This is a genomic window from Nocardia sp. NPDC006044 (assembly GCF_042871115.1).
Taxonomy (GTDB): domain Bacteria; phylum Actinomycetota; class Actinomycetes; order Mycobacteriales; family Mycobacteriaceae; genus Nocardia.
In genome coordinates, this window is sequence record NZ_JBIAID010000003.1 from 298,119 (window position 1) to 312,777 (window position 14,659).

General features: G+C 68.3%; 12 protein-coding genes. 7 read left to right on the top strand and 5 right to left on the bottom strand.

Annotation, left to right across the window (positions count from 1 at the left end; translation table 11 throughout):
• Nucleotides 1–12: 12 nt before the first annotated feature.
• Together ACFYO1_RS26000 and ACFYO1_RS26005 are read right to left on the bottom strand one after the other, a co-directional pair.
• Nucleotides 13–459: a DoxX family protein gene (locus ACFYO1_RS26000; protein ID WP_387236080.1), complete on the bottom strand. Its 447-nt coding sequence runs from the start codon at nt 457–459 to the stop codon at nt 13–15.
• A 90-nt stretch (nt 460–549) separates the two neighbouring features.
• Complete coding sequence (locus tag ACFYO1_RS26005; protein WP_387236083.1) at nt 550–1,404, bottom strand: sigma-70 family RNA polymerase sigma factor; 855 nt, start codon at nt 1,402–1,404, stop codon at nt 550–552.
• Between the two features lie 76 nt (nt 1,405–1,480).
• On the opposite strand from ACFYO1_RS26005, the gene ACFYO1_RS26010 reads away from it, so the two are divergent.
• From ACFYO1_RS26010 to ACFYO1_RS26020, 3 genes are all read left to right on the top strand, one after another.
• Entirely contained in the window at nt 1,481–1,825 is a 345-nt protein-coding gene (locus tag ACFYO1_RS26010) for a VOC family protein (protein WP_387236086.1), read from the top strand.
• Nucleotides 1,826–2,865: 1,040 nt separating this feature from the next.
• Nucleotides 2,866–3,588 (top strand): DUF2334 domain-containing protein, encoded by a 723-nt coding sequence (locus ACFYO1_RS26015; protein WP_387238573.1) that lies wholly within the window; start codon nt 2,866–2,868, stop codon nt 3,586–3,588.
• A 469-nt stretch (nt 3,589–4,057) separates the two neighbouring features.
• Nucleotides 4,058–5,179, top strand: a complete 1,122-nt coding sequence (locus tag ACFYO1_RS26020; RefSeq protein WP_387236089.1) for a glycosyltransferase — start codon at nt 4,058–4,060, stop codon at nt 5,177–5,179.
• A 708-nt stretch (nt 5,180–5,887) separates the two neighbouring features.
• On the opposite strand, the gene ACFYO1_RS26025 is transcribed toward ACFYO1_RS26020, so the two are convergent.
• A complete protein-coding gene (locus tag ACFYO1_RS26025) occupies nt 5,888–6,814 on the bottom strand; it encodes a DMT family transporter (protein ID WP_387236092.1) in 927 nt (308 codons plus the stop codon).
• 283 nt (nt 6,815–7,097) lie between these two features.
• Here ACFYO1_RS26025 and ACFYO1_RS26030 point away from each other — a divergent pair, with 283 nt between their 5' ends.
• From ACFYO1_RS26030 to ACFYO1_RS26045, 4 genes are read left to right on the top strand one after another with little or no spacing between them, the layout of a single operon-like run.
• Nucleotides 7,098–8,774, top strand: a complete 1,677-nt coding sequence (locus ACFYO1_RS26030) for a CocE/NonD family hydrolase (protein ID WP_387236095.1) — start codon at nt 7,098–7,100, stop codon at nt 8,772–8,774.
• Nucleotides 8,771–10,147, top strand: a complete 1,377-nt coding sequence (locus ACFYO1_RS26035) for a M20/M25/M40 family metallo-hydrolase (protein WP_387236098.1) — start codon at nt 8,771–8,773, stop codon at nt 10,145–10,147. Before ACFYO1_RS26030 ends, ACFYO1_RS26035 begins: the two co-directional genes overlap by 4 nt.
• Complete coding sequence (locus tag ACFYO1_RS26040; protein WP_387236101.1) at nt 10,144–11,298, top strand: alpha/beta fold hydrolase; 1,155 nt, start codon at nt 10,144–10,146, stop codon at nt 11,296–11,298. Before ACFYO1_RS26035 ends, ACFYO1_RS26040 begins: the two co-directional genes overlap by 4 nt.
• Before the next feature lie 9 nt (nt 11,299–11,307).
• Entirely contained in the window at nt 11,308–11,760 is a 453-nt protein-coding gene (locus ACFYO1_RS26045) for a 6,7-dimethyl-8-ribityllumazine synthase (protein WP_378721870.1), read from the top strand.
• 4 nt (nt 11,761–11,764) lie between these two features.
• Here ACFYO1_RS26045 and ACFYO1_RS26050 read toward each other — a convergent pair whose 3' ends face one another.
• Nucleotides 11,765–13,213: a metallopeptidase gene (locus tag ACFYO1_RS26050; protein WP_387236105.1), complete on the bottom strand. Its 1,449-nt coding sequence runs from the start codon at nt 13,211–13,213 to the stop codon at nt 11,765–11,767.
• 141 nt (nt 13,214–13,354) lie between these two features.
• Nucleotides 13,355–14,299 (bottom strand): endonuclease/exonuclease/phosphatase family protein, encoded by a 945-nt coding sequence (locus ACFYO1_RS26055; protein WP_387236107.1) that lies wholly within the window; start codon nt 14,297–14,299, stop codon nt 13,355–13,357.
• Nucleotides 14,300–14,659: the final 360 nt, after the last annotated feature.

Below are 14,659 nucleotides of genomic sequence, written 5' to 3' on the forward strand. Positions count from 1 at the left end.
TTCTCCGGCTTTTCACACCGTCGCCGACGCCCTCGGGTTCGGCGATTTCTCGAACTCCGGTGCGCGGCCGTAATCGCGGAACACCGGCACCGCGAGCTTGCGGCCGGCCGGGCGCAGCGCCCATGAAACCACCACGCACAACGCGAAAAACCCGGTATAGAACAGGTGATTCACCCCTGATCCATGCGCGACGTGCGAAACCAGCCCACCCGTCAGATCGAAAAACGCTCCCGCATACGCCCATTCCTTCACCAGCGGAAACCGCGGAACGGCAATCGCCGTGGCGCCCAGCACCTTCCAAAACCCTAGAATGCCCATGACATACGTCGGGTACCCCAGCTCCACCATGCCGTCCGCGGTACCCCCGCGCTGGATCAAATCGGCGACACCCCCGGTCGCCAGCACGAAAACCACCGCCCCGGTAGTGGCCCAATATCCGATCGATCGTGCGTTGCCCATCTTTCCTGCTCCTAGCTGATCCCAGGGCGCGATCCCGTGCGCCGTCACCTCCCTTGACCGGCTGGTCGGCAGAAATGTGACGAGGTGTCGTCAGTTCTGCCGACTTCGGATCTCCAGTTCCAGCTGATCGAGGGTGTCGGTGTCGGCGAGGAGGTCGATGGCGACGATCCGGCCGTTGGACACGGTGAACTCGAAGACCACCCGGGGTGTGCCGCCCACCGACCAGACCGCGCCCGCGCGACCGTCGATGAACGCGAGCCGCGCGGCTTGCGCGCGACCGGAGAAGGTCTGGGCGACCGCGTCCGCGCCGAGGGCGCCGATCGCGCCGGTGGCGATGGCGGCGGCATCCACGCGGAGCACCACCTCCGGGTCGAGCAGGGTCAGCAGCGCGCCGAAGTCGCCGCCGCGGGAGGCGGCGAGGAACGCCTCGACGACTTCGCGCTGCCGATCTCGGTCGGCGCCGGCTCGCGCGCCCTGTACCCGGCGGCGGGCCCGGCTCGCCAATTGCCGTGCGGCGGCGGACGTTTTGCCGACGATCGGGGCGATCTCGTCGAACGGCACCGCGAACATGTCGTGCAGCACGAACGCGAGCCGCTCGGCCGGGGTGAGCGTGTCGAGCACCACCAGCAGCGCCAGGCCGATCGAATCGCCCAGCACCGCTTCGTGTTCCGGGCCGGTGACGAGTTCGGCCGGTTCGTGGTCGTCCAGCGGCTCCTCACGGCGGGTTTTGCGCGACTGCAGCATGTTCAAACACACCCGCGCCACCACCGTGGTGAGCCAGCCGCCGAGATTATCGATCTCGTCGGCATCCGAACGGCTCAGGCGCAGCCAGGCCTCCTGAACCGCGTCGTCGGCTTCCGCGCCGGTACCGAGGATCCGATACGCCACCCCGTGCAGGTGCGCCCGCTGCTCCTCGAACCGCGCGGCCAGAAAATTCGCGTCCATCTGTCACATTCCTTCGATAGCTCCGGTCAAGCAAACGAACCGGGCCACACCGGATCGAGCCGACAAGGAGCACATCATGACCGCTGGACTGCACACCATCGTCTACCCCGTCACCGACCTCGTCAAGGCGAAAACCCTGTTCAACGCCCTCCTTCACGCCGAACCCACCATCGACACCCCGCACTACGTCGGCTACCGGATCGCCGGCCAAGACATCGCCCTGGACCCCAACGGCCACACCGGGAAAGGCATGACCGCCCCCATCGGCTACTGGCACGTCACCGACCTCCACACCCACCTCACCACCCTCGTAGCCGCGGGCGCCACCATCACCCAACCCCCCACCGACGTAGGCAACGGCAAACTGATCGCCACCATAACCGACCCCGACGGCAACCAGATCGGCCTGCTCCAACCCTGACCAGCCCCGACGGAACCTGACCGCCCCACGAAAAATGGCGCAACATCATGCTCCCGCCGGACTTCGCCGAACGAGCCACGACCCCGCCGAATCGCGAGCACGCAGTGACGTCCCACCCGATGAGCAGTGACACCGAACGGGACGTGGCGGTGGCGAATCGCAAATGAAGACGCGGTGACGTCCCGCCCGGCGAATAGCCACACACCGAACGGGGCGTAATCGTGACCAACCGCGAATGAAGCCCCGGTGACGTCCCGTCCGGCGAACGGCCTCACACCTAACGGGGCGTAATCGTGACCAATCGCAAGTGAACTCGCCGTGCTGTCTCGCTCGATGGCACTCAGGTTGAAACGCGCTGCCGTGAGTCGGGTTGCTCGAGCCGATTCTTACCACCGAATCGCGTTGTGGCAGTGAGGTTGGCGGCACCACGCCAGCGCAAACATCGCCCGCCGCCTAATCATGAGCCCGCGCTCCACCCAGCACAAGCACTGGGCCGCCCAACAGCCAGCCCTGCCGCGCACCACGGAACATGACGGCAGCGATCACGAGTAGGGCGCGGTGGCGTCCCGCCCGACGAATGGCCCACACATCGGACGGGACATGACAGCACCCAATCGCACGCAGGACCCCGGCGACATTCCACCCGACGAACAGCCACACACCAAACGGGACATGACAACACCCAATCGCACGCAGAGCCCCGGCGACGTCCCGCCCGACGAACAGTCATGCACCGAACGGGACATGACGGCGCCCCATCGCACGCAGGGCCCCGGTGATGTCCCGTCCGGCGAATAGCCACACATCGGACGGGACATGACAGCACCCAATCGCGAGCAGGGTCCGGCGGCCTCCCGCTCGCTTGACTGGCGGGTGTGGGCGGGGCTGACCTGGCTGGCAGGGCGCCGGCCGGAACTGAAGCGGGGACGGGGGTGGTGTTCTGGTGGGGCGGTGCCTATCCGTTGGGTGGTGGCATCGTGCTGTTCAGCTGGTGGTCATGGGGCGGTGTTAGTTTGCGGTGCGTGTGTGCGCGGTTGGTGGTGAGCGTCCATGACGTCGCACCGGCGAGTGCGGCTGAGACGGCGCGTTGGTGTGCTGATGCCGACGGGTTCGGGATTCCGGTGTCACTGCTGGTGATTCCCGGGCCGTGGCGGGGTGCGTCGCTGGCCGGGCAGCCGGACTATGCGAGTTTCCTGCGGGAACGCCGTGCCGGTGGAGACGAGATCATGGTGCACGGGTGGTCGCATCGGGCCGGACCCGAGGGTGGGTGGCCGCGGCGCGCGCTCGGCCGGGCGGTGGCGCGCGGTGCCGCGGAATTCGCGGCGCTCGACGTCGGCAAGGCGACCGAGAAGTTGCGCGCCGCCCAGCAGGTGATGGCCGAATCCGGGCTGTCGACAACAGGTTTCACCCCGCCGGGCTGGCTGGCCTCGCCCGCCGCGGAACGCGCACTGCGCGCGGCAGGCTTCTCCCACACCACCGACCATTTCGGCGCGAAAGATCTCCGGACCGGTCGCCGTCATCGCGGATTCGCCCTCTCGCACCGCCCCGGCGGCGGCTGGTCCGAACGCTTCGGCGCCGCCATGCTGGAAACCCTGGCCCGCCGCAACGCGGTCCGCGGCGGCCTCGTCCGCCTCGCCCTGCACCCCGACGACCTCCGCCACCCCGGCCTCCGCGAAGCCACCCTCCGCGCCATCGAAGCAGCCCTGCAAGCCGGCGCACAGGCCACCACCTACGCCGACCTCGTCGAATCAGCGGTGAAGTGATGCGAACAATCAACCGCTACGCCACGACCGCGCCGCCGATCGCCTGCCATCGCGCGAGCTTGCTCGACGGCGCACACGTCGCCTCCCTTGCGGTCCGGCGCTCGAGATCAGCATCCCCGACGGACTGCCAACTGGCTCGAACTACCAACGGACACAACCCAGATCACAACGCGATTAGCAAAACACCCTCCCCCACCCGCCAGACCACACAAGCAGCCCCAACACCCAACAGACACAACCCAAACCTCTACGTGGGCAGCAAAACACCCTCCCCCACCCGCCAGACCGCACAACCAGCCCCAACACCCAACAGACACAACCCAAACCTCGATGTGGGCAGCGGAACACCCACCCGCACCCGCCGGAACGGCGACCGACGAATGCGAGCAGTCAACTGGCGCAGCATCGTTCGGGATCTCCCAGCTCAGACAATTGCCTGCCCCGACCCGGCCGGATTGGTGGTCCGCTAGTGCGCATCGTGCAGATCGCGAACTTCTACACACCGGCGTCCGGTGGACTGCGGACCTGCCTGGACGAGGTCGGGCGGGGGTATTTGGCGGCGGGACACAGTCGGGTGCTGGTGGTTCCCGGGCCCGCGGATGGGGATGAGCTGACCGGGTCCGGGCGGCGAATTACGGTGCACAGCCCTAAGTTCGGGGCGGGCGGGTACCACGTGCTGACGGCGCGGCGGACGCGGACGGTGCTCGATCGGCTGCGGCCGGATGTGCTGGAGTGCAGTGACAAGTTGAGTGTGCGGTGGTTGGCGCCGTGGGCGCGGGGAGCGGGGGTACCGCTCGTGTTGTTCTCGCATGAACGCATCGATGCGATCCTGCGCACGCGCGTTCCACCGGGCTTCCCCCTGACGACGGCCGCCGACCTGGCCAACCGCCGTCTCTGCGTGCGGGCCGAAAAGGTCGTGGTGACTTCGAGTTTCGCGAAGGCGGAGTTCGCCCGCATCGGTGCGGACAACGTGCGGCGCGTTCCACTGGGCGTCGATCTGACGACCTTCCACCCGATCGAGTCCGCAGGCGAAAACCCCTGGGCCGCAGACGAACCTGTCCGACTGGTACTGGTGAGCAGACTGTCCAAGGAGAAGCGCGCCGAACTCGCCATCGAGGCGGTGCGCGTCCTGGTCGAATCCGGCCTACATTGCGAACTGTCCGTCATCGGCGACGGCCCACTACGCCCCCGCCTCGAACGCCTCGCCGCCGGCCTCCCGGTCACCTTCCACGGCCACCTCACCGACCGCACCACCATGGCCACCCGCATAGCCGAGGCCGACATCGCGGTTTTCCCTTCCCCCGCGGAAACTTTCGGCCTGGCCGTCCTCGAATCCCTCGCCTGCGGCACCCCCGTCGTAGTCCCCGCCGCCGGCGCCGCCGGCGAACTGGTCGACGCCCCCGGCTCCGGCATCGTCTCCGACGGCTCCCCCCACGGCCTCGCCGCAGGCGTCCGCGACCTCCTCACCGTCCCCCCTCCCCAACGCCGCCAAGCCGCCCGCGCAGCCGCCGAACGTTTCCCCTGGTCCGCCACAGTCGCCGGCATGCTCGCCCTCTACGCCGACTACGACACCCCCGCCCGCACCGCCTGACCCCACGGCAGACCGAACACAGCGGCGGCGACACCCCCATCGCGTCCCCCTGACCGCGAACCCGAGACCACCCGCAACACCCGCACTACCTCTCGGGATCTGCACCCTTATGCGGATACAAATCCCAAACGCAAGTAGGGATTCCCCCCCCCCCCCGTCCAAGAAGTAAGCCACTTCGCTCAGCAAACCTCAAGGCCGCCACCATGCCTCAACCACGAAGCCGGCCAATGAGCTCACATGACGTACGAACCATCCTCTTGACGTAGGTTGCAGCGTGCGTGACGAGCACACTTCGTACGTCAAGTCGGGCAGGGCAGTTCGGCAACGATCGGGGTGGCTGGTTGTTGCTGGTGCAGGGCGTGGACAGGGGCTGGATGAGCAAGTCCTGGCGACGAGACTCTCTGAGCCCATTCTCGCCTGACTCGGAACGCTTGTGACGCGAGGACAGCCGGTCTTTTCGTCGAAAACCAACGCCTCATGGACTATTCGCCTCGCGCCAGCGGCCGGGCGTCTCGTCGGCCGCGGCGGTGTTGGTGGAGTCGGCCAGTTGTGCCGCTACTGATCATCCCGGTCGAGAACATCACCTTCGGCACCTTCGGATGCGGAATAACGGGTACGGCATGCGGCGTGCTCAGCGCTATCCGGGCACCACCCGGTCCGTGGACGTCGGGGCAGACCGGAAGCTGATCGAGAGCCCGCCGACCAGCACTACGGAACAGCCTCGAGTACAGGCGGTTTCGCGGGAGAGCCGTCCAGTTCGTCGTGCAGGGTGGGGGAATTGGCGAGTAGGGCGATTCCGGTGATCACCGAGGCGGCGGCCAGGGCAAGCAGGGCGGGGTGGGGGTGGATGGTTACGGCGAAGAGGGTCAGACCGGCGGTGTAGCTGAGGACGGGGTCGGTGATGGTCATGGCGGTGAGTGCGGTGGGCAGGGAGCCTCGGGCGTAGGCCTCTTGGGTGAGGAGGCCGCCGAGGACGGTGGAGATCGGGATGCCGAGCAATGCCCAGCTCGGGTGGGGTAGGGCCGATGTGGCGATCACCACCAGCACCGCGGTGGTCGAGAAGCAGCATCCTGCCGCGACCGCGACCAGAGCCGAGCGCAGTTGTGGCGAGCGGGTCAGCCGGGACACGGCGATCAACGTGACGATCGCGGCGAATACCCCCGCGCCGACGCCGGGCAGCATCTGCGGTCGCACCTCCGCGTGCCCGGGCGCGCTCTGCCCGACGAGCAGGATCAGCCCGCCGCACACGAAAACCGTCCCCGCCCAATCCCGCCGGAGCAGCGCCCGTTTCCGCCGAGCCGCCGCGAACGGCAACGCGAACAGTAACTGCACCACGAGCAGCGCCTGCACCACCGCGATCGCCCCGAGCCGCAGCGCGACCGCGTGCACCACGAACCCGGCCACGTTCGCACCCTGCCCGGCCAACCAGCGCCGATCGGTGATCAGCCGGCGAGCGATCCCGACGATGACCAGGAACCGCCCCTGCGCCGCTTCGGTCGCAGCCGCTCGCGCCGCCCCCTGCTGCAACGCGGCGGAGACCGCGAACAGGAGCGCGGCGAACAGCGCGAGCGAGATCGTCCCCACCGCGAGCACATCCACGGACGCGGTGCCAAGCGTGTCGACGGCCTCCGGCATACCGTCCATGCTCGCGGGCGGGAGTGAACACCGGATGGCATCCGCCCGGCGGCTCGGCAACACCTCCGGCAGGCCGCCCGGCGCAAAGCCCGGCTCTTGCCTTGCCGGCCGCCGACTGCACGTCGACATCCCCCAGGCAATCCGCTGTCCGCGCCGAACGCGAGACCACATCAACTCGGCGAGCGCACTCGACCCACCGGCCTGCTCGACACCAGTCACCCTCGGCAACAGCCCACCCCGGTTCCATGGGCTGGACGGTCGTCCGGGCACACTCGATAGTCCTATGGTGAGCGAACGAACCGTCGTGCTGCGGGTCCTGTGCGGACTGTTGCTGTTGCTGTTGCTGGCCGTGCTTACTCCGGTGAGCGCTGCGGCGGAGCCGCTCGGGGTGCCGTTCCAGTGGAGGCAGGCGTTCATCGATGCCCCGGACGGCACGCGGCTGCACGCCGACGTCCTGCGGCCGGAGGGCCTGGCCGACGACGTGCGCACCCCGGTGATCCTCACGGTCAGCCCGTACCGCGCACACCTCGCGTATCTGAGCGAACCACGGTTGAACGGCGGCCCGTCCACCGACAACCTGCAAGCGGACATGTTCCTGAAGGCGGGCTACACCTACGTCATCGTCGACCTGCGCGGCTTCGGCGGCTCCTCCGGCTGCCCGGATTTCGGCGGACCGGGCGAACGATCGGATGTCGCGACCGCGGTCGAATGGTCCGCGAACCAGCCGTGGTCCACGGGCAAGGTCGGCATGTTCGGCGTCTCCTACGAGGCCTGGACCGGCCTGATGGGCTTGGCGACCAAGCCGAAGGGGCTGGCGGCGGTCGCGTCGTTCGAGCCGGTGGTCGACCCGTACTCCTACCTGTACATGCAGGGTGTCTCGTGGAAGTTCTCCGGCAAGCCGATCACCGAGAGCGGTGTGCGCCCAGCCGATTTCGCGGGCCTGGAGCACCTGCTGATCGCGTCGACTCCGGGCCGCCCGGACGATTCGCCCGAATATCGCGCCGACGCGGCACAATTGCCGATCCAGTGCTACCAGCAGTACCTCGCCGACATGACCAACCATGACGGCAACTCCCCCTTCTGGCGCGACCGCGACCTGATTCCCCGCTTGCGCGGCAACACGATTCCGCTGTTCCTCGGCCAGGGTTTCGTCGACTACAACACCCGCCCCTACCGCGTCTTCGATCTGTGGAACGGTCTGGGACCCGGTGAGCACAAGGCGTGGTTCGGCCAGTGGGGACACCGCACCTGCCACGACAAATGCGACACACCGCAGTTCGACACCGAACTGCTCGCCTTCTTCGACAGGCACGTCGCGGGCCGCGACGTCCAGGTGCCGGGACCGCGAATCACGGTGGGCCAGTTCGACGGTCGCTGGCGCGCCGAAACCGCCTGGCCGCCCGCCGATGCCGCCCGAGTCCCGGTCGAGCTGCGCCCCGGCGGCTACACCGACCGCGGCCTGCTGCCCGGACCGGATCGCGAATTCTGGTCCGTCTCCGCACCATTGACCCAGGACCAGCACCTGGCCGGCCTGCCGTCGGTATCGCTGAAGGTAACCGGACCTACCAACGCCACAGTCGCAGTCGAGCTCTACGACATCACCCCCGGCCGGCAGGCCACCGTCATCACCCGCGGCATCGCCCCGATCACCGGCGACACCGCCGAAGTCCGCCTGCTCGCCCAGGATTGGCCGATCGCCGCCGGACACCGGATCGGCGTGCGCGTCACCGACGTCGTCGACGACGTGTGGTCGCACACCCCCGCCTTCGCCCCGGTCACCGTCACCGAGGCACGCCTCGAACTCCCGCTGCTGACCGCGCCCCGCACGCCGGACCTGCCGGGCGGCGTCACCGAGGGCATCGTGAAGTGGCGAAACGAGAAGACCATACCGGTCGCCCCCGGCATGCTGGACAATGCAGAGGTGTCCATGAATTTGCCGAACCGCGCCGAGCACCGATGACCGAACCCGTCGACGACCGCACCGCCGAGCGCCTTGCCGTCGCATTACGCTGTGCCACGGTGTCCACCGACACCAGGGGTGAGGTCGACGATCCGGCGTTCGCGGAACTCTCGGCACACCTCGAGCAATCCTTTCCGCGGGTGCACGCGGAGCTCGAGCTGGAGCGATTCGGCTACAGCAGGCTCTACCGGTGGCAAGGCATCGAGCCGGACGGGGTCGCCGCGATCCTGCTCGCGCACCAAGACGTGGTCCCGGCCGACGACCCGCACCGCTGGACCCACCCGCCCTTCGCGGGCGTGGTCGACGACGAATTCATCTGGGGCCGTGGCGCAATAGACGACAAGAGCCGGGTGCTGGCGATCCTGGAGGCGGTCGAGGCCGCCCTAGCCGAGGGAATTCGCCCGCGCCGCACCATCTTCCTCGCCTTCGGACATGACGAGGAGGTGTTCGGCGACACCGGCGCGATGCACATGGCCGAGCGCCTCCGCCAGCTCGGGGTGCACGCCGACCTGCTGCTCGACGAGGGCGGCATGATCACCGAGGGCGTCGCCGACGGCGTCGACCAGCCGGTCGCCAACCTCATGGTCGGCGAAAAGGGTTATGCGACAGTGCACCTGTCGGTGACCGCGGTGGGTGGCCATTCGTCCATGCCGGGCAGGCAGACCGCGGTCGGCCGGATCGCTCGCGCGGTGAGCCGCATCCAGGACACCCCGATGCCGCTCCGCCTGACCCCCATCACCGCCGACATGCTGTCCCGGTTGCGTCAGGCGATGCCCGCGTCGCGCCGCCACCTGCTCGGCGCCGCCCGTTTCGCCGCACCGCTGATCACCCGGGTGATGGCACTGCGCCCGCACACCGAGGCGCTGGTGCGAACCACCACCGCCCCCACCGTGATCCATGGCGGCGTGAAGTCCAACGTGCTCCCCCAGCACGCCGAGGCCGCCGTCAACTTCCGCATCCTGCCCGGCGATTCGGTGCGATCCGTGCTGGAACACTGCCGGAAAGTAGTGCGGGACAAGGGTGTTCACATCGACGCGGAAGGCATGTCCTCGGAGCCGACGGCGAATCTCACCCCCGGTCCCGCCTTCGAACTCGTCGCGGACATCGCCCGCGCCATCGTGCCCGGCGTCCTCGTCACCACCGGCATCGTGCCCGGCGCCACCGACTCCAGGCACTATGACGACCTCGCCGCCACCCGCTGCAACTTCGCCCCGATCGTGCTCGGCGAACGCGATTTGGCCACGATCCACGGAACCGACGAGCGCCTCTCCCGGCTCAACTACACTCGACTCATCGAATTCAACCGGCGGCTGATCGCCCAGTTCGCGCAGTCGCCCGCCACCGTGCCGCAGACGTCAGGAGCCGATGCATGACCGCCGAGCCCGAGGCCACCGGAAGTCCCGAGCCGCAGGCCACCGCCGCCGAAACCAGCAGCGCCGCGCCCTCGGCCGACAGCACCGCGCGACCCGGCGCAGATGGCGGCTCCGCGCCGCAGGTCACCACTGCCGAGACAGACAGCGGCGAGTCATCCGCCGCCGCTCAGCCCACCGGAAGCGCTGAGCCGCACCCGGTCACCGAGCCGAGCCCCGACGACAACGGCGGCCCGCAGCCCAGCGGCACCGAGCCGGAGCCGAACGCCGCACCGCAGGCGGACACCGTCGAATCGCCGACGGTCAACGCCGCGCAAATCCGCACCGATACCGGCCGATTCGACGGCACGGGCAGCGGGATCGCTTGGCGTGCATGGCTTCCCGAGTCGGCGGCGCGTGCGGTCATCGTCCTCGTGCACGGTGTCGCCGAACACTCCGGCCGCTATGTCCACGTCGGCCGGCGCCTTGCCGCCGCGGGTTTCGCCGTCTACGCGCTCGACCACATCGGCCACGGCAAATCCGCAGGACACAAGGCCAACATCGATTCGATGGACGGCGCCGCCGACAACGTGTCCGCCATGCTCGACATCGCGACCCGCGAATACCCCGGCATCCCCCGCTTCCTGATCGGCCACTCGATGGGCAGCCTCATCGTGCTGCACCTGGCCACCCGCGCCCCGATCGACGTCACCGGCATCGTGCTCTCCGCCCCGCCGCTGGACATCTCCGCGGGCAACGCCGTCCAGCGCGCGCTCGCCCCGGTACTGACCAGGATCACTCCGAATCTCGGTGTGCTGCAACTGGATTCCACGCACATCAGCCGCGATCCCGAGGTGCGGCGCGCCTACGACAACGACCCCCTGGTGTACCGGGGCAAACTCCCCGCCCGCACCGCCACCGAGATCCTCGACACCTCCGTCCTGGTCAAGGGCCGCCTGTCCAGGCTCACCGTCCCGGTGCTGGTCCTGCACGGCACCGCCGACGCCCTCGCCGCACCGTCGAGCACCGACCTCATCGAGCGGGGTGCGGGCTCGAAGGATCTCACCGCGATCCGCTACGACGGCCTCTACCACGAGATCTTCAACGAACCGGAGCAGGACAAGGTGCTCGGCGACGTGGTGGACTGGCTGGAAACGCACGTTACCGACAAGTAAGATCCGGGGATGGGAACCACCGGATCCGTCGCGTTCATTCGCGCCAGCTGGCACAGCTCCATCGTCGGCAAGGCCTACGAGGGCTTCACCGCCGAGTACGCCGACCTCGGCTACGACCCGGCGACCGTCGAGGTCTTCGACGTGCCCGGCGCGTTCGAGATCCCGCTGCACGCGCAGCGGCTCGCCCGCTCGGGCAAGTACGCGGCGGTCGTCGCGGCCGCACTGGTCGTGGACGGCGGCATCTACCGGCACGATTTCGTCGCGTCCGCGGTGATCGACGGCCTGATGCGGGTGCAGCTGGACACCGACGTGCCGGTGTTCTCGGTCGTGCTGACCCCGCACCATTTCCACGAGCACAGCGAGCACGTCACGTACTTCACCGAGCACTTCGTGACCAAGGGGGCCGAGGCCGCCCGCGCGCTGGCGACCACGCTCACCTCCCTGCGGTCGCTGCCGGTGTAGCGACCTACTTGTAGCGGGACAGGCAGGCCTGCTCGCCCTCGAGCACGCCGGTGCGGAACGCCTCGACGCGCTGGTACCCGCTCGGCACCACCTTGCCGTTCACGTCACTGGCGGCCAGGCCGTCGGCGAGCAGTTCGGAGACGGCTTCGTCCAGGTCACCCGCGGACAGGCGCGGGTCGCTGCCCGGCTCGCTCAGCTTGGTCGTCACCACGCCGGACAGGCACGCGGTGCGCAGGCCCGCGGTCTCGGCGCCGGTCAGGGCGAGCTTGCGCTCGTTCTGCACCGCGAGGACATACCGCGACACGAAGATGACGAAGGCGTTGTAGTCGCCGTTCACCACCGCCGAGAGCGGGTCCTCGCGACCCTTCATCGGTGCGCCGCGCTTGGCCAGCTCCGGCACATCGGTGCCGATCGTGTTCGTGCCGGGGCAATACGAAACCGGTTCGGTCGCGGTGACATTCGAGCAGTTCTTCACCACACCGGAGTAGTCGAACCTCGGCTTCCGGCCGGTCGGGAAGATCTTGGTCAGGGCCTGGCCCACGCTGTTCAGTGACTCGGTGTTCACCGGAAGCTGAGCGAATTCCTCACCGGGCTCGAACGATATGGGCAGCGTGCCGCGGCGCTGCGCGATCTGCTGCGTGGTGATCGACTTACACCCTTGCGCGCCATCGGAATAGCCGATCTGCACCGCCGTCACCCGCTCGAACGCCGAGCCGTGCGCGTTGCGCGGATCGCTCGGATCTTGATCGCGAATCGCCACCGTCGCCCCGAGCACGGAGTTGAGCCCGTCGGTGGTGTTCAAGGTGAAATGGGCCGAATTCCCCTCCGCCACATGGTGTAAGAACACGCCGGCCAGACAGTCGGCCTGCTGCTCGAGCACCAGCGTCGGCGTCCGCATACCCGCGAGCCTGGCCTGCCCCTGAATGGCGTGACCGTACTCGTGCGCGAGCACCATCACCACGGCCATCTCGCCGAACTTCTCCACCACCGCGGGCAGCAGCACGCCGCGATCCCAGCCGATGGTGTGGTCGAGGCTGCAATAGGCGGCGTTCACCACGTGATAAGTGGACTCGCCGCAGAACTCGATCGCCTGCTGCTTGGGTGCCTTCGCGTCCCAGGACGCGAAGACCGAGACCGGCGTGAACGTGCCGGGAAAGACCTTGGGGTAGGTCGCGCTCCAGTACTCCTGGAGATCGGCGATCGCGTTGAGCGCAAGCTTGTCGTACTTGCCGCCGTCCCCGTTGACCGCGGTGAGCGGGGCGTCCGGCACCCCCTTGCGCGGTCCGTTCGGCCCGTTGGCCGTCATCGATCCGGCCACCTCCCAGACGGTCTCAGTGCTCGGCGGCTTGGCATTCGGCGCAGGCTGCGCGCCCTTGTCACACCCGGCCAGCCCCGCGCTGAACAGGACGAGCACGATGACCGCACCGAGCCGCAACCGTTGTCTATTCACCATTCACGGGCCTCTCCGAGTACCAACACCCAGCGCCCTACCCGCGCGCCGAGCGTTCACACGGTAATCGCCGGATTCGCCGCGCACGCATCACCCTCGGCCGAGGATTACGCGCAGTGACCGGTGCGGACCGTGCCTGCGAGATCAATTCAACCGCACCCTGGCGATCAACGCGCGGTGATCGGAGCCGGGAACACTCAGCGTGCGCACCTCTTGGGCGGTGGCATCGGCCAGCAGGATGTGGTCGATGCCGATGATCGGCCCCCAGGACCGGTCGTTCGGGAACGTCGGCAGCAGGCCGGCGCCGACCTGATCGGCGGCCGACTCGAACCGGCCGTGCAGCAGATCGCGATACGCCGCGTGATCGCGAGTCGCGTTGAAGTCCGCGCCGACGAGCACGGGACCCGTTTGCGCGTCGAGGATTTCGCGGATTCTGGGCATCTCCACCAGCCAGTCGGCGAAGTTGAACGGGGGCGGGATCGGATGGAAGGCGAACACCGTGATCGGCCCGCGCGCAGGGTGATCCATGATCGCGGACACCTGATTCAGCACGAAGCCGTCGTATTTCTTGGTGTCGCGCAACGGGTATCGGCTGTAAATGCCGGTGCCGCCGCCACCATCGGCGGTCGGCTGGAGGTAGGAGTACGGCAGTTGCTCGCCCAGTCGCGCGGCGGCCAGGCGGTCGACCGCCGAGTTCGTCAGCTCGTCCACGGTGAGCACATCGATGCGGTCATCCCGCACCGCCCGCACCACCGCGTCGACGTCCGCCTGCCCGAACAGCAGATTGGACTGCATCACCATGACCTCGGGCCCGCTCGCCGCCCTGCTCTCCGGGACGAACGCGGGCACCAGCGTCCACAGCACCACCCCCACCAGCACCCCGGCCACACCCGCACTGCGCCAGCCACGTGCGATCAGAAAGATCACCAACCCGACCAACGCACCGATCATCAGATACGACGCCCCCGACTGCGCCAGCACCAGCGTCCGGCTTTGCCAAGCCCCGAAGTGCAGCACGACACCGGCGACCCCCGCCACCAGCGCACACCAGCCCACCCCGAGCGCTATTCGCTCCAACCATTTCGGCATACCCCGACCCTATGCGGCGAATGTGGAGAGGTTGTGCGCCGACCGTGGAGTTCCCGGCGACAGCGCGCAGATCGGCAGTCCGCACTGTCATTCGGCCATTCGAGCGGCAGTCCATGCTTTCGTCCATCCAAGGCGGGTCCGAATATCCGTCGCCTGCCAGTCCGGCGGATTACCGCTGTAGGCAGTGCCGAAGGCTGAGCCAGAGCACTCGCGCACTTGGGCAACTGCGCTCTGTCCGGTGCGCCGGAAGAACCGGACACCTCCGATGATCTGGACGCAGACAGCACGCGCGACGAAGTTTCGTCGCTGGTGCGCAAACGCATCGCCGCCAACGCGGCCGAGAAGGCAGCGGTAGACGCT

What these genes read in the sequence shown, in the direction of transcription:
- ACFYO1_RS26000 (WP_387236080.1), bottom strand. Translation starts at nt 459, where the DNA reads ATGGGCAACGCACGATCGATCGGATATTGGGCCACTACCGGGGCGGTG.
- ACFYO1_RS26005 (WP_387236083.1), bottom strand. Translation starts at nt 1,404, where the DNA reads ATGGACGCGAATTTTCTGGCCGCGCGGTTCGAGGAGCAGCGGGCGCAC.
- ACFYO1_RS26010 (WP_387236086.1), top strand. Translation starts at nt 1,481, where the DNA reads ATGACCGCTGGACTGCACACCATCGTCTACCCCGTCACCGACCTCGTC.
- ACFYO1_RS26025 (WP_387236092.1), bottom strand. Translation starts at nt 6,814, where the DNA reads ATGCCGGAGGCCGTCGACACGCTTGGCACCGCGTCCGTGGATGTGCTC.
- ACFYO1_RS26030 (WP_387236095.1), top strand. Translation starts at nt 7,098, where the DNA reads ATGGTGAGCGAACGAACCGTCGTGCTGCGGGTCCTGTGCGGACTGTTG.
- ACFYO1_RS26035 (WP_387236098.1), top strand. Translation starts at nt 8,771, where the DNA reads ATGACCGAACCCGTCGACGACCGCACCGCCGAGCGCCTTGCCGTCGCA.
- ACFYO1_RS26040 (WP_387236101.1), top strand. Translation starts at nt 10,144, where the DNA reads ATGACCGCCGAGCCCGAGGCCACCGGAAGTCCCGAGCCGCAGGCCACC.
- ACFYO1_RS26045 (WP_378721870.1), top strand. Translation starts at nt 11,308, where the DNA reads ATGGGAACCACCGGATCCGTCGCGTTCATTCGCGCCAGCTGGCACAGC.
- ACFYO1_RS26050 (WP_387236105.1), bottom strand. Translation starts at nt 13,213, where the DNA reads ATGGTGAATAGACAACGGTTGCGGCTCGGTGCGGTCATCGTGCTCGTC.
- ACFYO1_RS26055 (WP_387236107.1), bottom strand. Translation starts at nt 14,299, where the DNA reads ATGCCGAAATGGTTGGAGCGAATAGCGCTCGGGGTGGGCTGGTGTGCG.